The 24,740-nt window shown below is 61.7% G+C and carries 20 protein-coding genes; 13 read left to right on the top strand and 7 right to left on the bottom strand.

The features are described from left to right. Positions 1-6: 6 nt before the first annotated feature. The 5 genes from AB1462_RS20865 to tpx form a co-directional block, all read right to left on the bottom strand. Positions 7-1,476, bottom strand: coding sequence for an efflux transporter outer membrane subunit (locus AB1462_RS20865; RefSeq protein ID WP_367247828.1), 1,470 nt, complete (start codon positions 1,474-1,476; stop codon positions 7-9). After that, positions 1,473-4,580, bottom strand: coding sequence for an efflux RND transporter permease subunit (locus AB1462_RS20860; protein WP_090405085.1), 3,108 nt, complete (start codon positions 4,578-4,580; stop codon positions 1,473-1,475). Before AB1462_RS20860 ends, AB1462_RS20865 begins: the two co-directional genes overlap by 4 nt. Next, on the bottom strand, positions 4,577-7,678 hold the full coding sequence (locus AB1462_RS20855; protein ID WP_367247827.1) for an MdtB/MuxB family multidrug efflux RND transporter permease subunit: 3,102 nt from the start codon (positions 7,676-7,678) through the stop codon (positions 4,577-4,579). The genes AB1462_RS20860 and AB1462_RS20855 overlap by 4 nt, the downstream gene beginning before the upstream one ends. Then, positions 7,675-8,973, bottom strand: coding sequence for an MdtA/MuxA family multidrug efflux RND transporter periplasmic adaptor subunit (locus tag AB1462_RS20850; RefSeq protein ID WP_367247826.1), 1,299 nt, complete (start codon positions 8,971-8,973; stop codon positions 7,675-7,677). Before AB1462_RS20850 ends, AB1462_RS20855 begins: the two co-directional genes overlap by 4 nt. A 232-nt stretch (positions 8,974-9,205) precedes the next feature. Continuing rightward, entirely contained in the window at positions 9,206-9,706 is a 501-nt protein-coding gene (gene tpx, locus AB1462_RS20845; protein WP_090405097.1) for a thiol peroxidase, read from the bottom strand. A 159-nt stretch (positions 9,707-9,865) separates the two neighbouring features. On the opposite strand from tpx, the gene AB1462_RS20840 reads away from it, so the two are divergent. The 11 genes from AB1462_RS20840 (at position 9,866) to AB1462_RS20790 (ending at position 21,738) form a co-directional block, all read left to right on the top strand. Further along, positions 9,866-11,155, top strand: a complete 1,290-nt coding sequence (locus AB1462_RS20840; protein ID WP_367247825.1) for a glycosyltransferase — start codon at positions 9,866-9,868, stop codon at positions 11,153-11,155. 72 nt (positions 11,156-11,227) lie between these two features. Next, positions 11,228-12,133 carry an AraC family transcriptional regulator gene (locus AB1462_RS20835; RefSeq protein ID WP_090405105.1) on the top strand — a complete coding sequence of 302 codons (906 nt, stop codon included), beginning with the start codon at positions 11,228-11,230 and terminating at the stop codon, positions 12,131-12,133. A gap of 145 nt (positions 12,134-12,278) precedes the next feature. Then, positions 12,279-12,758 (top strand): hypothetical protein, encoded by a 480-nt coding sequence (locus tag AB1462_RS20830; RefSeq protein WP_367247824.1) that lies wholly within the window; start codon positions 12,279-12,281, stop codon positions 12,756-12,758. Positions 12,759-13,005: 247 nt separating this feature from the next. Next, positions 13,006-14,328, top strand: a complete 1,323-nt coding sequence (locus AB1462_RS20825) for a sugar ABC transporter substrate-binding protein (protein ID WP_090405111.1) — start codon at positions 13,006-13,008, stop codon at positions 14,326-14,328. A gap of 92 nt (positions 14,329-14,420) precedes the next feature. After that, the gene (locus AB1462_RS20820; RefSeq protein ID WP_090410023.1) at positions 14,421-15,311 is read left to right on the top strand and encodes a carbohydrate ABC transporter permease; all 891 of its coding nucleotides are present in this window, start codon (positions 14,421-14,423) and stop codon (positions 15,309-15,311) included. Positions 15,312-15,321: 10 nt separating this feature from the next. Next, the gene (locus AB1462_RS20815; RefSeq protein ID WP_032886872.1) at positions 15,322-16,152 is read left to right on the top strand and encodes a carbohydrate ABC transporter permease; all 831 of its coding nucleotides are present in this window, start codon (positions 15,322-15,324) and stop codon (positions 16,150-16,152) included. 39 nt (positions 16,153-16,191) lie between these two features. Further along, entirely contained in the window at positions 16,192-17,295 is a 1,104-nt protein-coding gene (locus tag AB1462_RS20810) for an ABC transporter ATP-binding protein (RefSeq protein ID WP_259193782.1), read from the top strand. An 18-nt stretch (positions 17,296-17,313) separates the two neighbouring features. Beyond that, positions 17,314-18,795 carry a mannitol dehydrogenase family protein gene (locus AB1462_RS20805; protein WP_367247823.1) on the top strand — a complete coding sequence of 494 codons (1,482 nt, stop codon included), beginning with the start codon at positions 17,314-17,316 and terminating at the stop codon, positions 18,793-18,795. A 141-nt stretch (positions 18,796-18,936) separates the two neighbouring features. Then, positions 18,937-20,418 carry a xylulokinase gene (xylB, locus tag AB1462_RS20800; protein ID WP_367247822.1) on the top strand — a complete coding sequence of 494 codons (1,482 nt, stop codon included), beginning with the start codon at positions 18,937-18,939 and terminating at the stop codon, positions 20,416-20,418. A gap of 12 nt (positions 20,419-20,430) precedes the next feature. Continuing rightward, entirely contained in the window at positions 20,431-21,369 is a 939-nt protein-coding gene (locus tag AB1462_RS20795; RefSeq protein ID WP_090405121.1) for a carbohydrate kinase, read from the top strand. 99 nt (positions 21,370-21,468) lie between these two features. Then, entirely contained in the window at positions 21,469-21,738 is a 270-nt protein-coding gene (locus AB1462_RS20790) for a DUF2790 domain-containing protein (protein ID WP_090405123.1), read from the top strand. A 61-nt stretch (positions 21,739-21,799) separates the two neighbouring features. On the opposite strand, the gene AB1462_RS20785 is transcribed toward AB1462_RS20790, so the two are convergent. Both AB1462_RS20785 and ilvA read right to left on the bottom strand, forming a co-directional pair. Then, a complete protein-coding gene (locus tag AB1462_RS20785; RefSeq protein WP_090405126.1) occupies positions 21,800-22,069 on the bottom strand; it encodes a DUF1652 domain-containing protein in 270 nt (89 codons plus the stop codon). A gap of 245 nt (positions 22,070-22,314) precedes the next feature. Then, on the bottom strand, positions 22,315-23,337 hold the full coding sequence (gene ilvA / locus AB1462_RS20780) for a threonine ammonia-lyase, biosynthetic (protein WP_367247820.1): 1,023 nt from the start codon (positions 23,335-23,337) through the stop codon (positions 22,315-22,317). Between the two features lie 271 nt (positions 23,338-23,608). Between ilvA and AB1462_RS20775 the strand changes: the two genes are divergently transcribed. Both AB1462_RS20775 and map read left to right on the top strand, forming a co-directional pair. Continuing rightward, positions 23,609-23,809, top strand: coding sequence for a ParD-like family protein (locus AB1462_RS20775; protein WP_027606410.1), 201 nt, complete (start codon positions 23,609-23,611; stop codon positions 23,807-23,809). After that, on the top strand, positions 23,809-24,564 hold the full coding sequence (gene map, locus AB1462_RS20770) for a type I methionyl aminopeptidase (protein WP_367247818.1): 756 nt from the start codon (positions 23,809-23,811) through the stop codon (positions 24,562-24,564). Before AB1462_RS20775 ends, map begins: the two co-directional genes overlap by 1 nt. Positions 24,565-24,740: the final 176 nt, after the last annotated feature.

Below are 24,740 nucleotides of genomic sequence, written 5' to 3'. Positions count from 1 at the left end.
GTGTAATCAATCCTTCTCGGCAATCGGCGTCTGCCCATCCCAGCCACCGCCCAGTGCGGCGATCAGTTGCACGCTGGCCACCAACCGCGTTTGCAGCAAGGTCAGCACGGTGCGCTCATTACTCAGGGCGGTCGCTTGTACGGTGACCACGTCCAGATAGGCAATGAGCCCGGCCTTGTACTGGTTCTGAGTCAGGCGCAGCGATTCACGCGCCGCGTCCAGCGCTTCATTGCTGACCACCGCCTCGTCTTCCAGCACCTTGAGCTGCACCATGTAGTTTTCCACTTCACGGAAGCCGTCGAGCACAGTCTGGCGGTACTTGGCCACGGTTTCGTCGTAGGACGCCACGGTGCGGTCGACTTCCGCCGAGCGCTGGCCGCCGTCGAACAGGGTCATGGCGAGTTTCGGCCCTACCGACCAGAAGCGGTTCGGCAAGCTGATCCAGTCCGCATAGGTGCTGCTGGAATAGCCGCCGGCGAGGCTCAGGCTCAGGTCCGGGTAGTAGGCGGCCTTCGCCACGCCGATATTGGCGTTGGCGGCGATCACCGAACGTTCGGCCGAAGCGATGTCGGGGCGACGCTCGAGCAGTTGCGACGGCAGGCTCACCGGAATCTGCGGCAGTGCCGGGATGTCCTTGCTCACCGCCAGGTTGAAGTTGGCCGGCGCTTCACCGATCAACACGGCGATGGCGTTTTCCAGCTGGGCGCGCTGCCAGATCAGGTCGATCAGGCTGGCCTGGGTGGTCTTGAGCTGGGTTTGCGCCTGGGCCACCGCGTCCTTGCCGGAGACACCGGCACGGTATTGGTTCTCGGTCATTTGCAGGGAGCGCTGGTAGGTCTCCAGGGTCGCTTGCAGCAAGCGGGTCTGCTCGTCCATGACCCGCAGTTGCAGGTAGCTTTGCACCAGTTCCGACTGTTGGCTCAGGCGCATTGCGGCCAAGTCCGCCGAGCTGGCTTCGGCGCTGGCCTCGTTGGCCTCCAGGCCACGGCGCAACTTACCCCAGATGTCCGCCTCCCAACTCACGCCGAGCTGCGCATTGAGGGTGTCGCGGATCCCGCTGCTGGAACTGCTGAGGCTCGCGTTGCTGCTGCCGGTACCCTGGCTGGCGCGGGTTTTCCCGGCGCTCAGGTCGACGGTGGGGTAAAACGCCCCGCGCGAACTGCGCACCAGGGCCTGGGCCTGGCGAAAGCGCGCTTCGGCCTGGGCCACGGTCTGGTTGGAGCTGTTCAGGCGCAGCACCAGGTCATTGAGCTGGCGGTCGCCGTACAACTCCCACCAGGCGCCACGAGCCAGCGAGTCGCTGGGGGTGGCCTGGCGCCAGCCCTGGGCTTCCTTGAATTGCGCGGGTTCGATGACGTCGGGGCGGTGGTAGTCGGGCCCGACGGCGCAGGCGCTGAGCAGTGCGCCGCAAAGCACCAGGCTCGCAACACGGGAACCACGGGTCATGGCCAATTTGGCAAAGGTTGAATCGGTCATAGCGCAGTGTCCAGGGCAGCGTCGGTACGCACGCCGCGCCAGGCGTTGAAGCGGTGGCGCGCGCGGTCGAGATAGAGGTAAACCACCGGGGTGGTGTAGAGGGTCAGGACCTGGCTGAAGATCAGGCCACCAATGATGGTCAGGCCCAGGGGACGGCGCATTTCCGCGCCATCGCCGGCGCCGAGCAGCAACGGCAAGGCGCCAAGGATCGCCGCCAGCGTCGTCATCAGGATCGGCCGCAGACGCAACAGGCAGGCGCTGCGAATCGATTCCAGCGGGGCCATGCCGGCGTTGCGTTCCAGTTGCAGGGCCAGGTCGATCATCAGGATCGCGTTCTTCTTCACCACGCCGATCAGCAGGAACAGCCCCAGCAAGGAGATCAGGCTGAACTCGCCCCCCGTCAAATAGATCGCGAGCATGGCGCCGACACCGGCCGACGGCAGGGTCGAAAGAATCGTCAACGGATGAATATAGCTCTCATACAGAATGCCCAACACCAGGTACACCGCCACCAGCGCGCCGAGGATCATGAACGGCTGGCCCTTCTGCGTGGCCGCGAAGGCATCGGCGGTGCCGGCCATCTTGGCGATCACATCTTCCGGCAGGCCGACCTTGGCAATCGCCCGCTCGATGGCGACCGTGCCCTGCTCCACCGTGACCCCGGGCGCCATGTCAAACGCGATGTTTTCCGAAGCGAACTGGCCTTCATGGCTGACACGGTCGTCTTCCAGGCTGTTCTCGTAATGGGCAATGGTCGACAACGGCACCCGCGCGCCGTCGGAAGTGATCACCTGCATCTGGTTGAGGGTGATGGGGTCCTGGGCGTATTTGGGGTTGACCTCCATCACCACCTGGTACTGGTTGAGGCTGTCGTAGATGGTGGAAATCTGCCGCTGGCTGTAGGCGTTGTTGAGTACTGCAGTGACCATGTCCATATCGATGCCCAGGCGCTTGGCCTGGTCACGGTCGACAATCAGCGTGACCTGGGCCGCGCCCCGGCCTTCGCGGGCGTCGATGGCGGTCAGTTCCGGCAGCTCGCGCAAGGCAGCCACGACTTTCGGGTACCACAGGCGGAGCGCGGCCAGGTCACCGCTTTGCAGGATGTAGGAATACTGCGCGCTGGTCTGGTCACGACTGCCGCCGAATTGCAGGTCCTGGTCAGCCATCAGGAACAGGCGCCCGCCCGGCACCAGCGGTACATCCTTGCGCAGGCGCTCGATCACCGCCTGGGCGGAAACCTTGCGTTCACTGATGGGCTTGAGGCGGACCAGCATCACCGCGTTGTTGGTACCGTTGTTGCCACCGATAAAGCCGGCCACGCTGAGCACCGCCGGGTCGTTGAGCACGGCCTTGCGGAAGATTTCCATCTTCGGCTGCATGACGCTGAACGACAGGCCGTCATCCCCGCGAACAAAGCCGATCAATTGGCCGGTGTCCTGTTGCGGCATAAAGGTTTTCGGTACCACTACGTACAGCGCCACATTCATACCAATGGTCAGCAACAGGCTGAGCAAGGTCAGGCGGCGGTGGCGCAGCACCCAATCCAGGCTGGTGGCGTAGCCGGCGACCATGCGGTCGTTGATCTTCTGGCTCCAGCGTTGCAGGCCGGTCATCCGGCCTTTGACGTGGGGCTTGAGCCATCGAGCGCAGAGCATCGGCGTCAACGTCAGCGACACGATCAGCGACACGATGATCGCCGCCGACAAGGTGATGGAAAACTCACGGAACAGGTTGGTGACGATCCCGCCCATGAACAGGATGGAGAGGAACACCGCCACCAGCGACACGTTCATCGAGAGCAAGGTAAAGCCGACTTCCTCGGCCCCCAGGTAAGCCGCCTTCATCGGCGGCACGCCTTCGTCGATATGCCGGGAAATGTTCTCCAGCACCACGATGGCGTCGTCCACCACCAGGCCGGTGGCCAGGATCAGCGCCATCAACGAAAAGTTGTTCAGCGAGAAACCGTACAGGTACATGACCGCGAAGGTGCCCACCAACGACACCGGCACGGCCAATGTGGGGATCAGCGAGGCACGGAAGTTACCCAGGAACAGGTACACCACCAGGATCACCAGCCCCACCGCGATCAACAACGTCATCTCGGCTTCGTGCAAAGTGGCGGTGATTACCGGCGAGCGGTCCATGGCCAGGCTGAGCTTGACGCTGGATGGCAACACCGCCTGCAACGCCGGCAATTGTGCCTTGATCTGCCTCACGGTCTCGATGATGTTGGCGCCGGACTGGCGATTGATCACCAGCAGCACCGCCGAATCATTGTTGAAGAAGCCACTGTTGTAGCGGTCTTCGACGCCGTCGCTGATCTTCGCCACGTCTTTCAGGCGCAGGGCCGCGCCATCCTGGTAGCGAATCAGCAGCGGTTCGTAGTCCTTGGCTTTTTCCAACTGGTCGTTGGCCTGGATCTGCCAGTTGCGCTCACTGTCTTCCAGCGAGCCTTTGGGCCGGCGCTGGTTGGCATTGGCAATGGTGTTGCGCACGTCGTCCAGGGCCACGCCGTACTGGTCGAGAGCCTTGGGCTCCAACTCGATACGCACCGCCGGCAGGGAACTGCCGCCGATCTGCACCTCGCCCACGCCCGGTACCTGGGACAGGCTTTGGGAGAGGATAGTCGAGGCAAGGTCGTACAACTGGCCCTTCTGCAACACGTCCGAGGTCAGCGACAGCACCATGATCGGCGCCTGGGACGGGTTGATCTTCTTGTAAGTGGGCATGCTGCGCATGCCGCTGGGCAGCAGGTTGCGCGAAGCGTTGATCGCTGCCTGCACTTCCCGCGCGGCACCGTTGATATCACGGTCGGAGTCGAACGCCAGGATCACCCGCGTGGAGCCCTGGCTCGACGAACTGCTCATGGTGGTGATGCCGGCAATCGCGCCGAAGGAACGCTCCAGCGGCGTGGCCACCGTGGACGCCATCACCTCGGGGCTGGCGCCGGGCAAGCTGGCCGATACCACGATCACCGGGAAGTCGATCTGCGGCAGCGGCGACACTGGCAGCAGATTGAAGCTGACACCGCCCAGCAACATGATCGCCAGGCTCAGCAGCATGGTCGCTACCGGCCGGCGGATGAAAGGTCCGGACAGGTTCATGACTCAACCGGCTCCAGGCTTTGCGGCTCTTTGCGCCAGCGGCGGCCGAGGCGATCGAAGTACAGGTAGATCACCGGCGTGGTGAACAGCGTCAACACCTGGCTCACCAGCAAGCCGCCGACCATCACCAGGCCCAGGGGCTGGCGCAATTCAGCGCCGGAGCCGGTGGCCAGCATCAACGGCACTGCACCGAACAGCGCGGCCAGGGTGGTCATCAGGATCGGCCGGAAGCGCAACAGCGCCGCCTGGTAGATGGCAGTCTGCGGGTCCAGGCCCTGATTGCGTTCGGCGTCGAGGGCGAAGTCGATCATCATGATCGCGTTCTTTTTCACGATACCGATCAGCAGGATGATGCCGATGATCGCGATCATGCCCAGGTCGTTGCCACTGAGCAGCAAGGCCAGCAAGGCCCCTACCGCTGCCGACGGCAAGGTCGACAGAATGGTAATCGGGTGGATGTAGCTCTCGTAGAGCACACCCAGCACGATGTACATGGTGACCACCGCCGCCAGGATCAGCAGCAAGGTGCTCGACAGCGATGCTTCGAACGCCTGCGCCGCGCCCTGGAACTGGGTCTGCACGCCCACCGGCATGCCAATGTCCTTCTGCGCCTGGTTGATCAGCTCCACGCCTTTGCCAAGCGCAACGCCAGGGGCCAGGTTGAACGACATCATCACCGCCGGGAACTGGCCGATATGCGCAATCGCCAACTGCGCCTGGCGCTGTTCCACATGGGCCAGGCTGGACAAGCGCACCTGCCCGCCGTCAGTGGTTTTCACATGGATCTGGTTCAGCGCCGCCGGGCCCAGGGTTTCTCCCGACTGGGCCTGCAAGACCACGCGGTACTGGCTGGCCTGGGTGTAGATGGTGGAAATCTGCCGCTGGCCGAATGCGTCATACAGGGCATCGGTGATGGTCGACACACTGACGCCCAGGCGCGAGGCCGCATCGCGGTCGATCACCAGGTACACCTGCAGGCCTTTGTCCTGCAGGTCGCTGGCGACATCGGTGAGTTCCGGCATCTGGCTCAGTGCGTGCACCAGCTTGCCGCTCCACAGGGCCAACAACTCGGCATCCGGCGAGGACATGCTGAACTGGTACTGGGTGCGGCTGACACGGTCTTCGATGGTCAGGTCCTGCACCGGCTGCATGAACAGGCGGATGCCCACCAGCTTGTCGATTTGCGGTTGCAGGCGGGTGATCACCTGGGCCGCGCTCAAGTCGCGCTGGCCGTGGGGCTTGAGGTTGATCAGCAAACGGCCGCTGTTGAGGGTGGCGTTATCACCATCCACACCGATATAGGACGACAGGCTTTCCACCGCCGGGTCGGTCAGGATGATCTTCGCCAGCGCCTGCTGGCGCTGGCTCATGGCTGCGAATGAAATCGACTGCGGCGCCTCGGAGATCCCCTGGATCACCCCGGTGTCCTGCACCGGGAAGAAGCCCTTGGGCACCACCAGGTACAGCACCACCGTAAGGCCCAGGGTGGCGATGGCCACCAACAGGGTCAGCGACTGGTGCTTGAGCACCCATTGCAACTTGCGCCCGTAGGCCTCGATCAGCCAGTCGATCCAGGCGCCGCTGGCCTTGTAGAAACGGCTCTGTTCTTCTTCCTTGGGTTCGCGCTTGAGCAAACGCGCGCACATCATCGGCGTGAGCGTCAGGGACACCACCAGGGAAATCAGGATCGCCACCGCCAGGGTGATGGCAAATTCGCGGAACAGCCGCCCGACCACGTCAGCCATGAACAGCAGCGGGATCAAGACCGCGATCAGCGACAGCGTCAGGGAAATGAGGGTGAAGCCGATCTGCTTGGCGCCCTTGAGCGCTGCGGCCAGCGGCGTCTCGCCTTCCTCGATATAGCGCGAGATGTTCTCCAGCATCACGATCGCATCGTCCACCACAAACCCGGTGGCGATGGTCAGGGCCATCAGCGTCAGGTTGTTGATGGAGAACCCGGCCAGGTACATCACCCCAAAGGTGCCCACCAGCGACAGCGGCACGGCAATCGACGGAATGATCGTCGCGCTGACCCGACGCAGGAACAGGAACGTCACCATCACCACCAGGGCGATGGCGATCAGCAATTCATGCTGCACATCGGTGACCGAGGCGCGGATGGTCTGGGTGCGGTCGGTGAGGACCGTCACGTCGAGACCGGCCGGCAGGTTGTCGGTGATGCTCGGCAGCAGTGCCTTGATCCGGTCGACCACCTCAATCACGTTGGCGCCCGGCTGGCGCTGGATATTAAGGAGCACGGCCTGGTTTTCATTGGCCCAGGCGGCAAGGCGTTCGTTTTCGGCGCCATCGACGATCTGTGCCACATCTTTAAGGCGCAAAGGCGCGCCATTGTTGTAGGCCAGGATCAGCTCGGCGTATTGCTGGGGCGACACCAACTGGTCGTTGGCATCGAGCATCGACACCCGCGTGGGGCCGTCGAAGTTGCCCTTGGGCTGGTTGACGTTGGACGCGGCGATCAGGGTGCGCACGTCGGACAGGTTCAAGCCGTTGGCCGCCAGGGCTTCGGGGTTGACCTTGATGCGCACGGCCTGGCGCTGACCACCGGCGATGCTGACCATACCGACGCCGCTGATCTGCGCGATCTTCTGCGCCATGCGCGTGTCGACCAGGTCGTTGAGCTTGGGCAGCAGCATGGTCTTGGAGGTAATGGCCAGGGTCAGCACCGGGGTATCCGCCGGGTTGACCTTGTTGTACACCGGCGGCGCCGGCAAATCCTTGGGCAGCAGGTTGGTGGCGGCGTTGATCGCGGCCTGCACCTGTTGCTCGGCGACATCCATATTGATGTCGAGGTTGAAACGCAGGGTGAGCACCGAGGCGCCGCCGGAGCTGGTGGACGCCATCTGGGTCAGGCCGGGCATTTGCCCGAACTGGCGTTCAAGCGGCGCGGTGACCGCGCTGGTCATCACATCGGGGCTGGCGCCGGGGTACAGGGTCATGACCCGAATCGTCGGGTAGTCCACCTGGGGCAAGGCCGATACCGGCAGCAAGCGATACGCGATGATGCCGGCCAGGACAATGGCCAGCATGCTCAGCGTGGTGGCGACCGGGCGAAGGATAAACAGCCGCGACAGGTTCATGAACCGACCTTTTGCGCCTTGCCGGGGTTGGCGCCGGTCTCCCCTTTAGCCGCAGGCTTGCCCTGCAGGTGTTCAGTTGGCGTAGTCGGGACTTCGCTGCTGTCGTTGACGACTTCGATCTCGCTGCCTTCCTTCAGGCGGTCAGTGCCTTCCAATACCACGCGGTCGCCGGCGACCAGGCCTTCCTTGATCACGGTGTTCTCGCCATCGGTGTCACCCACCACCAGCGGCTGGACCTTGACCTTCTTGTCGCCATCGAGCTTGTAGACAAAGGTGCCGGTGTTGCCGAACTGAATCGCGGCGGACGGCGCCAGCACCACGTTGTGCAAGGTGTCGGCAAGCAAATGCACGTTGACGAACTGGTTGGGGAACAGCGCCTGGTCCTTGTTATCGAAACGCGCCTTGAATTTCAGGGTGCCGGTGGTGACGTCGATCTGGTTATCCAGGCTTTGCAGCACGCCGGTGGCCTGCTGTTTCGCGTCGCCACGGTCCCAGGCTTCCACGGGCAGCTTGTTGCCGGCGCGATAACGCGCGAGCACGGTTTCGAGGGTGTTTTCCGGCAGGGTGAAGGCCACGCTGATCGGCTGGGTCTGGGTGATCACCGCGAGGAAGGTGGTGTCGTTGGCGGCGACCAGGTTGCCCACGTCGACCTGGCGCAAGCCGACGCGACCGCTGATAGGCGCGCGGATCTTGGTGAACTCGAGGTTGAGCTTGGCGTCGTCCACCGCGCCCTGGTTGGTCTTGACTGTGCCCTGGTATTGCAAGACCAGCGCTTCGGCGGTGTCCAGGGTCTGCTTGGCGATACTGTCCTGGGCGTAGAGGCCACGATAACGCTCAACGTCGACCTGGGCGTTTTTCAGCTGGGCCTGGTTCTGCATCAACGTGCCCTGGGCCTGGAGCAAGGCGTTCTGGTAGCTGCGCGGGTCGATCTCGGCCAGCAGGTCACCGGCCTTGACCATCTGCCCTTCTTCAAAGGCGATCTTGACCAGCTCGCCGCCCACCCGGCTGCGCACATTGATGGTATTGAGCGCGGTGACCGTGCCCAGGGCCTTGTAGTACACCGGGAACTCCCCCTGCACCGCCGGTGCCACGCGCACCGGCACCGGGCCGGTGGACCCGCCGAAGCCCGGGCGCGCCATGCCGGTTTTGCCGGTGTGCCCGGCCGGCGCGTCTTTGTGGGCAGCGCCGCTTGGCCAGAATTTCCAGCACAGGCCGGCGATAACCAGCAGCACGAGCAGGCCGAACAGCCAGCGGCGGGAGTTGCGGGGGGAGGATTGCATGGAGTGATCAACCATTGGGCGCGAGAGCTTCTTCTTCGGGAGGCTGAAAGATAAGCACTGGAGCGCGTTAAGAAAAGCGCCTTTACCGGCTATTTACCTTGGGCTTACAACTTTTAACTTCTGCGGCTTAGTCTGTCGGATATTTCCCTAAGCATCTGAAGCGCAAATGAAAACGGCCTGGACTAGGCCAGGCCGCAATCATGTATCAAGCGCGCTACTGCCAAATGACAGTAATGCGCCGCAACAGTTACTTCAAAACTGCCAGGGCAGCTTCGTAGTTCGGCTCTTGGCCGATTTCCGGAACCAGTTCGCTGTGCAGCACTTTGTTGTTTTCATCCAGTACCACGACGGCGCGGGCGGTGAGGCTGCGCAGCGGGCCATCAACGATGTCCACGCCATAGTCCTGGGAGAACGCGGCGCTGCGAAAATCCGACAGGCTCTTCACGTTTTCCAGGCCTTCAGAACCGCAGAAGCGCGCTTGGGCAAACGGCAGGTCCGAGGAAATGCACAACACGACAGTGTTGTTCAGCTCGTTGGCCTGGGCGTTGAACTTGCGTACCGACGTCGCGCAGGTCGGGGTGTCGACGCTTGGGAAGATATTCAGCACTTTGCGCTTGCCGGCAAAGGTAGCCAGGGTTGCATCCGACAGATCGCCGGCGGTCAGGGTGAAGTCTGCAGCTTCAGAGCCGACTTGCGGCAATTCGCCTTCAACCTGGACAGGGTTACCACGAAGGGTGACTTGAGCCATGAACAGAATCCTTATGCTGGGTTTTGGTTAAACGCATTCGAGAGGCCGAAGTTAACCACAAAGTGCCGTGGCTACCTACCGCCAGACACAAATTGTCATGCCACGCGGTTGTGGTTTAATTGCGCGCTTTGCGCCTGCCCTCCAAGGAACCCGTTGTTGATGAATCAGCCCGCCACCAAAGTCCTGGTCATTGGTTATGTCTGGCCGGAGCCCCGTTCCTCGGCCGCGGGCGGGCATATGATGCAGATCCTGGAAACTTTTCTTACGCAAGATTGGGACATTACCTTCAGCAGCCCCGCAGCGCTGGGCGAGCACAAGGCCGACCTGCTTGCGCTGGGCATCGCCGAATGCGCGATTGAGCTCAATAACAGCAGTTTCGACGATTTTATTCGCGACCTGGCCCCGGACATCGTGCTTTTCGACCGTTTCATGATGGAAGAACAGTTTGGCTGGCGCGTGGAGAAGTGCTGCCCCGACGCCCTGCGCGTCCTGGAAACCTCCGACCTGCAAAGCCTGCGCGACGCCCGCCATCAGCGCCTCAAGGAGCACCTCAAGGCCCATCCGGGCAGCGACAACTTCACTGCGCTGTTCGCCCCGGCCCTGGAGGAAGAATTCCAACTGATGGCCGACACCGACCTGGCCAAGCGTGAAATCGCCGCGATTTACCGCTGCGACATCAGCTTGATGATCTCCGACGTGGAAATCCGTCTGCTCACCGAACAGTTCAAGGTGCCGGCCGCCCTGCTCCACTGGTGCCCGTTGATGATGACGCCGCCAACCGACGCCTTCGTACCGTTCGAGGAGCGTGCGCACTTCCTCAGCATCGGCAACTTCCGCCACGCGCCGAACTGGGACGCCGTGCTGTGGATGAAGAACAGCCTCTGGCCGTTGATTCGCCGGCAATTACCGGGCGCCCAGCTGCATATCTATGGCGCCTATACCCCGCCCAAGGCCACCGCCCTGCACAACCCTGCCCAGGGTTTCCATGTGATGAACTGGGCCGAAGACGCGCTGCAAGTGATGACGGCGGCGCGTATCTGCCTGGCGCCGCTGCGCTTCGGTGCGGGCATCAAGGGTAAGCTGGCGGATGGGATGCTGTGCGGCACCCCCAATATCACCACCCCCATCGGCGCGGAGGCCATGGGCGATGAGCGGCCATGGCCCGGCGCCATCGAGCAATGCGCCGAAACCCTGGCCGCGGCGGCCGTGGCGCTCTATCAGGATCGCGAACGCTGGACCCAGGCGCAGGAAGATGGGCGCCAACTGATTGCGCGTCGCTATGACCGCAATATTCACGGGCCCGCGTTGCTGGAGTGCCTGCAACACTGCCGCAGCCACCTCGCCGCCCATCGCCGCAGCAACTTCACCGGCAGCATGCTGCGCCACCATGCGCATAAAAGTACGCAGTACATGTCCCAGTGGATCGAGGCGAAAAACCGCAGCGTATAAACACCGAGGCTGGCAGCGCCGCGCACAAGGGGGCATTATTCGGCGGGCAACCAATAATAAAGCGACGGCAGCATGACCCGAGCAACGCGCATCACCGACCCTTCCTACGAGCTGATGGACGATCACAACGGTCTGTCCATCATCTATCGCCAGCATGGCTTCCCCTGCCCGCTGGTGCGCTGGCATTTCCACAAGGAATACGAGCTGCACCTGATCGTCGCCAGCTCGGGCAAGGTGTTTATCGGCGACTACATCGGTAATTTCTACCCGGAAAGCCTGTTCCTCACCGGCCCCAACCTCCCCCACAACTGGATCAGCCAGGTGGAGGAAGACGAAGTGGTGCCCAAGCGCGACATGCTGGTGAATTTCACCGATGAGCTGTTTGACGGCGGCAGCCATATTTTCGCTGAACTCAAGAGCCTGGCACCGCTGCTGGAACGGGCGCAGTACGGCATCGAGTTCCGCTGCAAAAAGACCATCGCCCAGGCCATGACCCTGATGCAACGCATCGAAGACGCCCAGGGCATGGCGCGCCTGGGTCACTTCTTTATCTTGCTGGAAGTATTGAGTACCTGTGAGGACTACCAACTGCTGTCCGGCGTGACCACGCCACAACTGGCCGATGAACACAGCATCGACCGCACCAACCGCGCGGTGGATTACATCTTCGCCCACTACGCGCGGGAGTTGCCGTTGGAAGAAGTGGCGGAACACCTGGGCATGAAGCCAACGTATTTTTCCCGGGTATTCAAGCAGGCCACCGGCCGCACGTTTATCGAGTTCGTCAATCGGCTGCGGATCAGCAAATCCTGTGAACTGCTGGCCGATGGCGACAAGGCCGTGACGGATGTGTGCTTCGAGTCGGGTTTCAACAATATCTCCAACTTCAACCGGCGCTTTCAGCAGCTTAAAGGCATGACCCCTTCCCACTACCGGCGCCTGGCGGTACAGCGGCTGACCGAACAGAACCTGGCTTGAACCTGACGGTGCAACCGAGCACTGGTGTGAAGCCCGGCGGTCGGAACTGGTATTTCTGACAGTATCGCCATGGATTTTCCCCTCCTTAAATGAGCGAGCACATCATTCCTGGAGAGTGGTGTTCATTTAAATCGAGGATCGAAAAATGAGCCAAACCACAGAACAAGCACGTGAACACAGATTCATCATCAACCATCGCGTCGCATTTGGTCATGACGGAGATAGATATGGCTGGACAGGGGGAGGTTCCATCATTGATGACGACGTGAGTGGAAGGACAGCCTGGTTTGTCCAGAAGGCAAGCAGAGCGTTCACGGAGACGTTGCCCCCTCACAGCAATCTGACCGTAATCCTCTATTGTCGTGTCCGATTACCTGGCAGCACGCTAAAAGCCACGCATTCTGGAGGCACGTATTACTCCACCAGCGAGATGGTCACCACGCAAATGAGTACGTATTGGGTAAGAAATGCGAAAGCTGATGCCGCTGGAAAGTTCTGGATAGACTTCGAAACAGATAATGGCCAGTCTCTGCGAATCCATCAGATTGAAGTCATGGGCCCCGTCACCGCGACGGACACGCCCGAGTCACTAGGGATGGAAATACTGGGCGAAGTGGTCTCCTGAATACAGATTGACGCCATGACGACGGTGCTCACACCGTCACGGCATGCGCTTTTGGTGATCTTTCCCACGCAGAGCGTGGGAAAAATCATCGAGTGCAAAAAAGTATCAGTCCAAGTGTTCCCAAGGATTTGTCACGGCCCCGTTTGAAGGCTGTAATCAACGCACACTCTTCCTGGCTGCTCGTAGGAAGACACAACAACAATAACTGTCCTTCTGTAGCCCCATGGGCGCGGAAATGGAGTGCGCGATGAAGTTCACAGCAAAAACCCTGCTTGCCTGTTCTTGCATGACTGCATGCATGACCCTCAGCGCCGTCAGCTTTGGCGCGCAAACCCTGACCATTGCCACCGTCAACAACAGCGACATGATCCGCATGCAGAAGCTCTCGAAAACCTTCGAGGCCGAGCATCCGGAGATCAAGCTGAACTGGGTGGTGCTCGAAGAAAACGTGCTGCGCCAACGCCTGACCACCGACATCGCCACCCAAGGCGGGCAGTTCGATGTGTTGACCATCGGCATGTACGAAGCTGCACTCTGGGGCGCCAAGGGTTGGCTGGAACCGATGAAGGACCTGCCGGCGTCCTACGACCTCGACGATGTATTCCCTTCCGTGCGTGACGGTCTGTCCGTCAAAGGCTCGCTGTACGCCCTGCCGTTCTACGCTGAAAGCTCGATCACCTATTACCGCACCGACCTGTTCAAGAACGCCGGGCTGAGCATGCCCGAGCACCCGACCTGGAGCCAGATCGGCGAATTCGCGGCCAAACTCACCGACAAGAGCAAAGAGCAATACGGCCTGTGCCTGCGTGGCAAAGCCGGCTGGGGCGAGAACATGGCGCTGATCACCACCCTGGCCAACGGCTACGGCGCACGCTGGTTCGATGAAAAATGGCAGCCTGAATTCAACGGCCCCGAGTGGAAGGACGCGCTGAACTTCTACGTCGACAACATGAAGAAATCCGGCCCGCCGGGTGCTTCCAGCAACGGTTTCAACGAGAACCTGGCGCTGTTCAACAGTGGCAAGTGCGCGATCTGGGTGGATGCCAGCGTCGCTGGCTCGTTCGTCACCGACAAGACCCAAAGCAAAGTGGCTGACCATGTCGGTTTCACCTTTGCCCCGCACGAAAAAACCGACAAAGGCACGTCGTGGCTGTACTCCTGGAGCCTGGCGATCCCGACCAGCTCCAAGGCCAAGGACGCCGCCAAGGTGTTCACCAGTTGGGCCACCTCCAAGGAATATGGCGCATTGGTCGCCAAGACCGACGGCGTAGCCAACGTCCCGCCAGGTACGCGCAAGTCGACCTACAGCGACGAGTACATGAAGGCTGCACCGTTCGCCAAGGTGACCCTGGAATCGCTGAAAGTCGCCGACCCGACCAAACCGACCCTCAAGCCGGTGCCGTATATCGGTATCCAGCTGGTGACCATTCCTGAGTTCCAGGCAATTGGCACCCAGGTCGGCAAGTTCTTCTCCGGGGCGCTGACCGGCCAGCAAACGGTCGATGCTGCACTGACCGCCGCGCAGACCACCACCGAGCGTGAAATGAAGCGGGCGGGTTACCCCAAGTAACCCGGGTCTCACCACAGTCAAATGTGGGAGGGGCTTGCCCCCTCCCACACTGACCGCACTCCGATCCTCGCTGCGCAATGGCCTTGATTATCATGAATACACCACGCAAAAACCGCCTGGCCAACCCCGGCTGGTTCCTCGTCACGCCTTCGGTCGCCATGCTGCTGCTGTGGATGATCGTGCCGCTGGGCATGACCCTGTACTTTTCGCTGATCCGCTACAACCTGCTCTACCCCGGCGAGAACCAATTCGTGGGGCTGGAGAACTTCACCTACTTCATCACCGACTCGGGCTTCCTGCCCGGCGCCACCAATACCTTGTTGCTGGTGGGCAGTGTGCTGCTGATCAGCGTGGTGTTCGGCGTGTTGATCAGTGCCCTGCTGGAGGCCAGTGAGTTCCTGGGGCGTGGCATCGTCCGGGTACTGTTGATTTCGCCGTTCTTCATCATGCCCACCGTCGGTGCGCTGATCTGGAAGAACCTGATTTTCCACCCGGTGTCGGGGATTCTCGCGGCCGTGTGGAAGTTCTTCGGCGCCGAGCCCGTGGACTGGCTGGCGCACTATCCGTTGCTGTCGATCATCATCATTGTGTCGTGGCAATGGCTGCCGTTCGCGATCCTGCTGCTGATGACCGCCATGCAGTCCCTCGACCAGGAACAAAAGGAAGCCGCGCGCCTGGACGGTGCCGGTGCCATCGCGATTTTCTGGCACCTGACCCTGCCCCACCTGGCCCGCCCGATTGCCGTGGTGGTGATGATCGAAACGATCTTCCTGCTCTCGGTGTTCGCCGAAATCTTCACCACCACCAACGGTGGCCCCGGCTACGCGTCGACCAACCTCGCCTACCTGATCTACAACCAGGCGCTGGTGCAGTTCGACGTGGGCATGGCCTCGGCCGGCGGCTTGATTGCCGTGGTCATCGCCAATATCGCGGCGATCATCCTGGTGCGGATGATCGGCAAAAACCTGACTGACAAGCCTTGAGGGCCGCGCCATGACGCTTCAACAATCCCGCCGCCTGCAAAGCCTGTTGCTCGGCACCCTGGCCTGGGCCATTGCGATCCTGATCTTCTTCCCGATCTTCTGGATGGTGCTGACCAGCTTCAAGACCGAAATCGACGCGTTCGCCACGCCGCCGCAGTTCATCTTCACGCCGACGCTGGAGAACTACCTGCACATCAACGAGCGCAGCAACTACTTCAGCTATGCGTGGAACTCGGTGCTGATTTCATTCAGCGCCACCGCCCTGTGCCTGCTGATCTCGGTGCCGGCGGCCTACTCCATGGCGTTCTATGAAACCAAACGCACCAAGGGCACGTTGCTGTGGATGCTCTCCACCAAGATGCTGCCGCCGGTGGGCGTGCTGATGCCGATCTACCTGCTGGCCAAGAGCTTTGGCCTGCTGGACACGCGCATCGCGCTGATCATCATCTACACCCTGATCAACCTGCCGATCGTGGTCTGGATGGTTTACACCTACTTCAAGGACATCCCCAAGGACATCCTCGAGGCCGCGCGCCTGGACGGTGCCACGCTGTGGCAGGAAATGGTCCGGGTGCTGCTGCCGATCGCCAAGGGCGGCCTCGCCTCCACGGTGCTGCTGTCGCTGATCCTGTGCTGGAACGAGGCCTTCTGGTCGTTGAACCTGACCTCATCCAACGCCGCGCCCTTGACCGCGCTGATCGCCTCTTACTCCAGCCCCGAAGGCTTGTTCTGGGCCAAATTGTCTGCCGTCTCGACCCTGGCCTGCGCGCCGATCCTGATCTTTGGCTGGATCAGCCAGAAACAGCTGGTGCGCGGTTTGTCCTTCGGCGCCGTGAAATAACGGCCTTTCAATAAAAATTTCAAAGTGGAGGCCCATCCCATGGCCAACCTGAAAATCAAGAATCTGCAAAAAGGCTTCGAAGGTTTCTCGATCATCAAGGGCATCGACCTGGAAGTGAACGACAAGGAATTCGTGGTCTTCGTCGGCCCCTCGGGCTGTGGTAAATCCACCCTGCTGCGCCTGATCGCCGGCCTCGAAGAGGTGAGCGAAGGCACCATCGAACTGGATGGCCGCGACATCACCGAAGTCACCCCGGCCAAGCGCGACCTGGCGATGGTGTTCCAGACCTACGCCCTGTACCCGCACATGAGCGTGCGCAAGAACATGTCGTTTGCCCTGGACCTGGCCGGCGTCGACAAGAAGCTGGTGGAGAGCAAGGTCAACGAAGCGGCGCGCATCCTCGAACTGGGGCCGTTGCTGGAGCGCAAGCCCAAGCAACTCTCCGGTGGCCAGCGCCAGCGCGTGGCGATTGGCCGCGCCATTGTGCGCAACCCGAAGATCTTCCTGTTTGACGAACCGCTGTCCAACCTCGACGCCGCCCTGCGCGTCCAGATGCGCCTGGAACTGGCGCGCCTGCACAAAGAGCTGCAAGCAACCATGATCTACGTGACCCATGACCAGGTCGAAGCCATGACCCTGGCCGACAAGGTGGTCGTGTTGAACAGCGGGCGTATCGAGCAGGTCGGCTCGCCGCTGGAGCTCTACCACCAGCCGGCCAACCTGTTTGTGGCGGGCTTTCTCGGTACACCGAAAATGGGCTTCCTCAAGGGCAAGGTCACCCGTGTCGAAGGCCAGGCCTGTGAGGTACAACTGGACGCCGGCACCCTGATCAGCCTGCCGTTGAGCGGCGCCAGCTTGAGCGTGGGCAGCGCGGTGACCCTGGGCATTCGTCCAGAGCACCTGGAAATCGCATCGCCTGGGCAAACCACCCTGACCGTCACCGCCGACGTCGGCGAGCGCCTGGGCAGCGACACTTTCTGCCACGTCATCACCTCGAACGGCGAGCCGCTGACCATGCGGATTCGCGGCGACATGGCCAGCCAGTATGGCGAGACGCTGCACCTGCACCTGGACCCGGCACACTGCCATCTGTTCGACACCGACGGTGTTGCCGTGGCCCGCCCACTGCGCGCTGCCGCCTGATTTCGCGAGTATTACGTTATGAAACTGAATAAACACAACCTCACCCAGTTGGCGCCGGAAATCAAACTGCCGGCCTACGCCATTGCAAGTACCTCCCAGGGTATCGCCCATATCGGCGTCGGCGGCTTCCACCGTGCGCACCAGGCGTACTACACCGATGCGCTGATGAATACCGGCGAGGGCCTGGACTGGAGCATCTGCGGCGTCGGCCTGCGTGCCGAAGACCGCAAGGCCCGCGACGACCTGGCCGGCCAGGACTACCTGTTCACCCTCTATGAGCTGGGCGACACCGACGACACCGAAGTACGCGTGATCGGCTCGATCAGCGACATGCTGCTGGCCGAAGACGGCGCCCAGGCGCTGATCGATAAACTGGCCAGCCCCGAGATTCGCATCGTCTCGCTGACCATCACCGAAGGCGGCTACTGCATCGACGACAGCAACGGCGAGTTCATGGCCCACCTGCCGCAGATCCAGCATGACCTGGCGCACCCGAGCGCGCCGAAAACCGTGTTCGGCTTTATCTGTGCGGCCTTGACCCAGCGCCGCGCGGCCGGCATCCCGGCGTTTACCGTGATGTCCTGCGATAACCTGCCGCACAACGGCGCCGTCACGCGCAAGGCACTGCTGGCCTTCGCCGCCCTGCACAATGCCGAGCTGCATGACTGGATCAAGGCCAATGTGAGCTTCCCGAACGCCATGGTCGACCGCATCACACCGATGACCAGCACCGCCCACCGCCTGCAACTGCACGACGAACACGGCATCGACGATGCCTGGCCAGTGGTTTGCGAACCCTTTGTGCAGTGGGTGCTGGAAGACAAATTCGTCAACGGCCGCCCGGCGTGGGAAAAGGTCGGCGTGCAGTTCACCGACGACGTGACGCCCTATGAGGAAATGAAGATCGGCTTGCTCAACGGCAGCCACCTGGCCTTGACGTACCTGGGCTTTCTCAAAGGCTATCGGTTTGTGCACGAGACCATGAACGATCCGCTGTTCGTGGCCTACATGCGCGCCTACATGGACCTCGACGTCACCCCACACCTGGCGCCGGTACCGGGCATCAACCTGAGCGACTACAAGCAGACCCTGGTGGACCGCTTCTCCAACCAGGCGATTGCCGACCAGTTGGAACGGGTGTGTTCGGATGGCTCGTCGAAGTTTCCCAAGTTCACCGTGCCGACCATCAATCGCCTGATTGCCGATGGCCGCGAGACCGAGCGCGCGGCACTGGTCGTCGCGGCGTGGGCCCTGTATTTGAAGGGCGTGGATGAGAATGGGGTGAGCTACAAGATCCCGGATCCGCGCGCGGCGTTCTGCCAGGGGCTGGTGAGTGACGATGCGCTGATCAGCCAGCGGTTGCTGGGGGTGGAAGAGATTTTCGGGATGGCTATTCCCAACTCGCCTGAGTTTGTGGCAGCGTTCGAGCGGTGCTATGGGAGCCTGCGGGATAACGGCGTCACCACTACCCTACAGAACCTCCTGAAGAAACCGGCTTAAAACTGTGGGAGGGGGCTTGCCCCCGATGAAGGTGTGTCAGTCAAATACCTTTCACTGACGCACTGCCAACGGGGGCAAGCCCCCTCCCACACTGGACCGGGTTGCCAATCCAAAAAAAATAACACCGCTGAGCACACCATCATGACCCAGCAAAACCTGTTCCTCGGCATCGACTGCGGCACCCAAGGCACCAAGGCCATCGTCCTCGACACCTCCAGCGGCAAGGTGCTGGGCCTGGGCGCCGCCGCGCACACCCTGATCAGCGGCGCCAATGGCCGTCGCGAGCAGCACCCCCAGGAATGGCTGGATGCCTTTACCGAAGCCACCCACCGCGCCTTGCAACAGGCCGGCGTGGACGGCCAGGCCATCCTTGGCATCGGCGTGTCCGGCCAGCAGCATGGCCTGGTGTTGCTGGATGACAGCGGCCAGGTGCTGCGCCCGGCCAAGCTGTGGTGCGATACCGAAACCGCGCCGGAGAACGAGCGCCTGCTGGCCTACCTGGGCGGCGAGAGTGGCTCGCTGGAACGCCTGGGCGTGGCGATTGCGCCGGGCTACACCGTGTCGAAGCTGCTGTGGACCCGCGAGCAGCACCCGGACATCTTCGCGCGCATCGCCCATGCCCTGCTGCCCCACGACTACCTCAACTACTGGCTCACCGGCCGCGCGGTCGCCGAATACGGCGATGCCTCGGGCACCGGTTACTTCAACGTGCGCACCCGCGCCTGGGATGTGGCGCTGCTCAAGCACCTAGACCCCAGCGGCCGCCTCGAAGCTGCGCTGCCGGCGTTGATCGAAGCCGATCAAACCGTCGGCAGCATCCTGCCGGCCATCGCCGAGCGCCTGGGCATCAACCCCAATGCCATCGTGTCCAGCGGCGGCGGCGACAACATGATGGGCGCCATCGGCACCGGCAATATCGCCCCCGGCGTGATCACCATGAGCCTGGGCTCGTCCGGCACCGTGTATGCCTTTGCCGACCAGCCCAACGTAAGCCCGCAGGCGTCGGTCGCCACTTTCTGCTCATCCAGCGGCGGCTGGTTGCCGTTGATCTGCACGATGAACCTGACCAACGCCACCGGGGTGATTCGCGAGTTGTTCGAACTGGACCTCAACGCCTTCAACGCGCTGGTCGAGCAAGCCCCGATTGGCGCCGATGGCGTCAGCATGCTGCCGTTCCTCAACGGCGAACGCGTGCCTGCCCTGCCCCACGCCACCGGTAGCCTGCATGGGCTGACCATGACCAACCTGACCCGTGCCAACCTGTGCCGCGCGGTGGTCGAAGGCACCACCTTCGGCCTGCGCTACGGCCTCGATCTGCTGCGCCACACCGGCCTGCAAAGCCAGAGTATCCGCCTGATCGGCGGCGGCTCGAAAAGCCCGGTATGGCGGCAGATGGTCGCCGACATCATGAACACCGAAGTGATCTGCACCGAACAAAGCGAAGCCGCCGCCCTGGGCGCGGCGATCCAGGCGGCGTGGAGCCAGTCCGGCGAATCCCTGGCCAGCCTGTGCGACAAATGCGTGAGCGTCGACCCGGCCAGCCGTACCCTGCCGGTGGCGGCCAGTGTCAGCGCCTATCAACTGGCTTACGAACGCTATCAACAGCACGTGGCAACCCTTTAAGAGCGAACGACTATGTATCTGGTGTGTGGTGAAGCGCTGTTTGATTTTTTCAGCGAGGAAGATGCCAGCGGGCTGGCCTCCAAGGTCAATTACAAGGCGATTGCCGGTGGCTCACCGTTCAACGTCGCGGTGGGTTTGCGCCGCCTGGGCATTGAGGCCGGGTTGTTCGGCGGCCTGTCCACCGACTTCCTCGGCCGACGCTTGTTGCAGGTGCTCAAAGATGAAGGTGTCAGCCAGCAGTTCCTGGTGGAATTCGCCGCGCCGACCACCCTGTCGATGGTCGCTGTGGGCGCCGATGGCTCACCGCAGTACAACTTCCGCGGTGAAGGCTGTGCGGACCGGCTGCTGGAAGTCGCGCATTTGCCGGTCCTCGGCGATGAGGTGCGCGGTCTGCATGTCGGCTCGTTCTCACTGGTGGTGCAACCGATTGGCGACACCCTGCTGGCGCTGGTCAAGCGCGAAAGCGGCAAGCGCCTGATCAGTCTCGACCCCAACGTGCGCCTCAACCCGCAGCCAAACATCCAGCTGTGGCGTGACCGCGTCGCCGAACTGGTCAAGCATGCCGACCTGATCAAGGTCAGCGATGAAGACCTGCACCTGCTCTACCCCGGCCAGTCGCCGGAAAGCGTGCTGCAGGGCTGGCTGCAACACCGTTGCCAACTGGTGTTCCTGACCCGTGGCGGCGAAGGTGCCAGTGTGTTCAGCCGTCAGCACGGCACATGGTCTGCTCCGGCACTCAAGGTGGTGATGGCCGATACCGTCGGCGCCGGGGATACCTTCCAGGCCGCGTTGATTGCCTGGCTGACCGAGCAACAGCTGGACTCGGTGGCGGGCCTGCAACAGCTCACCCGCGCGCAGATCGACGCCATGCTGGGCTTCGCCATCCGCGCCGCCGCCCTGACCTGCGGCAAGACCGGGCCGGACCTGCCCTATCGCCACCAAGTGGGCTGAATCCAGCGTTTATGAAGGTTTTGTCAGCCAGGGCAACATTAATCGATGGTTAATCCCGCAAGTCGAGAGTGAAGGTGTACCCACTTGCGGAGCACCACCATGAAACTGCGTACCCTAATGCTCGGCGGCGCCCTGGCGCTGGCTGCAGTGTCGGGCCTGGCCCAGGCTGACGATCAAACACAGGCGGCCAAACCCGTGCCTTATCATTACGGCATGCCGATGAACATTGCCAAGGTCCTGGCCATGAACGAACCCCCCACTAACGACTGCAAAGTCATCAAGGCGGATATCAAGTTCCTGGACAAGGCGGGCAAAGTGGAAGACGTGAGCTACCGGAAAATGTCCGAAGCCTGCGATTTCCAGAATTGATGGGCGAACATGAACCGCATTGGGCCTGGCATTTACCAGGCCCACCGTTCATATCCAACGATCAGTAGTAACCCCGCGCTCCGGCTCTCTGCTGAGCAGGTGCATGGGTGTGTTTCAGGTCTTCACGCAACCCGGTAATCAGGTTGCAAATAGCTCGACTGCTGTCGAGTTTGTCAGCGTTTATACCTTTGACTTCCAAATCCACCCGGTCACGGTCGCGGTCGTCATAGACCTTGATCGTCAGCGAAGCATCTTCGGCTTTGGTGCATTCACACCGTTTGGGCAGGAAGCTTCCTTCGATAATGCTGCGAAGCTCTAATTCCGAAAGCATGGCCAACCTCTCCTTTTTTGAGACTTGCCAATCGATTGTTGTAGGTCTGCAGGCGCGTGCCTGCTACGTCTTGCCAACCCTGGAAGACGCTTACAATCACAAAGCGTACTCGGCAAAATCCGATCCCGTTGTAACTTTTCCTCATAAGCGACATAGGGTTTTGTATAACTTGGTTCAACTGGATTTGGCTCCGTGCGCATCATCGCCGAACCACTTCGATTAAACGTTTAACCGTGGACTTCGGATTAAACGGCGCCTTGCGCCGCGACTCTTTCAGCAACATGTCGCAAACTATCAAAGTTGATATTCGCTCCGGAATTGACCGCCACCAAGGTTTGCCCACGCAGACCGTGACGGGCGACGTAGGCGCGAATGCCCGCCACCGCCAACGCACCGGACGGCTCGGTGATGGAGCGGGTATCGTCGTAGATCAGCTTGATGGCGCTGCACAATTCGTCATTGCTGACGGTGATGACTTCGTCGACCCAATCGCGGCAGATCTCAAAGCCATAGGCGCCGATCTGCGCGACCGCGGTGCCATCGGCAAACCCGTCGACACTCGGCAACACCACCCGCTCCCCGACCCGTAGTGCGGCGAGCAGGCAACTGGAGCCTTCGGGTTCGACACCGATGATGCGCACCTCGGGCCGCAGGTATTTGACGTAGGCGGCAATGCCGGCGATCAGGCCACCGCCGCCCACCGGCACGAAGATCGCGTCCAACGGCCCCTGTTGCTGGCGCAGGATCTCCATGGCCACTGTGCCTTGGCCGGCGATCACATCCGGGTCATCGAAGGGCGAAACGAACGTGCACCCGGATGTCTCGGCCAGTTGCAGCGCATGGGCCAGGGCAAACGGGAAGCTCTCGCCGTGCAGCACCGCTTCGGCGCCTCGGGAGCGTACGCCCAGCACCTTCAGTTCCGGCGTACTGCACGGCATCACGATCCGCGCCTTGATCCCCAACTCCTTCGCCGCCAGTGCCACGCCTTGCGCATGGTTACCCGCCGATGCCGTCACCACACCACGGGCTTTCTGCTCGGCCGTAAGCTGCACCAGTTTGTTGTAGGCGCCGCGAATCTTGAAGGAAAAGGTCGGTTGCAGGTCTTCGCGCTTGAGCAGCACCTGGTTGCCCAGCAATGCCGACAACGCCGGCGCGGCTTGCAGGGGCGTACGCACTGCCAGGTCATAGACCGGGGCGGCGAGGATCTTTTTCACATAGTGTTCAAGCAATGCCGTATCAGCGGTGTGAGGGACGGGGCACGTGCTCATAGGTGTCTCCTGGTTTTTGAAGGGCCCTGGAGACGGAAAAACAAAACCCGCCTCTAAGGCGGGTTTGGGTGCAGCCGTGTGCTATCCCGCCATATGAGGAATGGCGGTAATAATGCTTGGCTGACTGTGCAAGGTTTGAAATGTCATGTCACGAAATTAACCGGAGGCGACCGGGCAAGTCAATGGCCATGCGCCATTTAGCGCACGGGGGTTTACGATTGATATACGAACCATATACGCTTTGTATATCCACCCCTTCACAGTGAACACCATGGGCATCGTCAAGATCAGCGACCAACTGCACGAACAACTCCGTCTGGCCAGCGCGGCCATGGACCGCTCCATCAACGCCCAGGCCGAATTCTGGATCAAGGTCGGCCTGCTCGCCGAATTGAACCCCAGCCTGCCCTACCACGAGTTGATCAACAAACTGTTGCTGGACAAGCCCGACCTGATCCGGGGGCGCAGCTGATGATCAAGACCGCCGCCCAACTGGCTGTGATGCGCGAATCCGGGCGCCTGCTGGCCCAGGTGTTCGACATGCTCGATGGTTTTGTCGCCGCCGGCCGCTCCACCCTGGAGCTGGACAGCGCCGTCGAAGCCTATATCCGTAAGGATCTGCAGGCCCGCCCCGCCAGCCTCGGACAATACGACTACCCCTTCTCCATCAACACCTCGATCAACGAGGTGGTGTGCCATGGCATGCCCAGCGCCAAGGAGATCCTCAAGGACGGCGACATCATCAACATCGACATCACCCTGGAAAAAGGCGGCTTTATCGCCGATTCCAGCAAGATGTACATGATCGGCAACGTCGCCCCCAAGGCGCGGCGCCTGGTGGACATGACCTTTGAGGCGATGTGGGCCGGAATCCGCCAGGTCAAGCCCGGCGCGCGCCTGGGTGACATCGGCCATGCGATCCAGAGCCATGCACAGGCCAATGGCTACAGCGTAGTGCGTGAATACTGCGGCCACGGCATCGGCAAGCAGATGCATGAAGAGCCGCAAATCCTCCACTTCGGCCGGCCCGGCACCGGGCTGGAACTGCGCGAAGGCATGGTGTTTACCATCGAACCGATGCTCAACCAGGGCAGCTCCAAGGTGCGCAGCCTGAAAGATGGCTGGACGGTAGTGACCAAGGACAACAGCCTGTCGGCGCAATGGGAGCATACGGTGGCGGTGACGGCGGATGGCTTTGAAGTGCTGACCTTGCAAACATCCCACTGACTCAACCACCACCGTAGATACCGTGTTATCCAGCACCTCGCAAATCCGTAGCAGCTGCCGAGCCTCGGCGAGGCTGCGTCGGCCGCGACTCGATCCTGAATCGGCAGCGCGCCTGACGCAGCCTCGCTTGCGCTCGGCAGCGGCTACTCGGCGCCACTCACCAGACCACACTCCGG

The sequence above is a fragment of the Pseudomonas sp. SB113 genome (assembly GCF_040754745.1).
In the GTDB taxonomy this organism is placed as follows: domain Bacteria; phylum Pseudomonadota; class Gammaproteobacteria; order Pseudomonadales; family Pseudomonadaceae; genus Aquipseudomonas; species Aquipseudomonas grimontii.
Note: the sequence above shows the minus strand (reverse complement) of the source record. Positions and strands in the feature narration are given on the sequence as shown.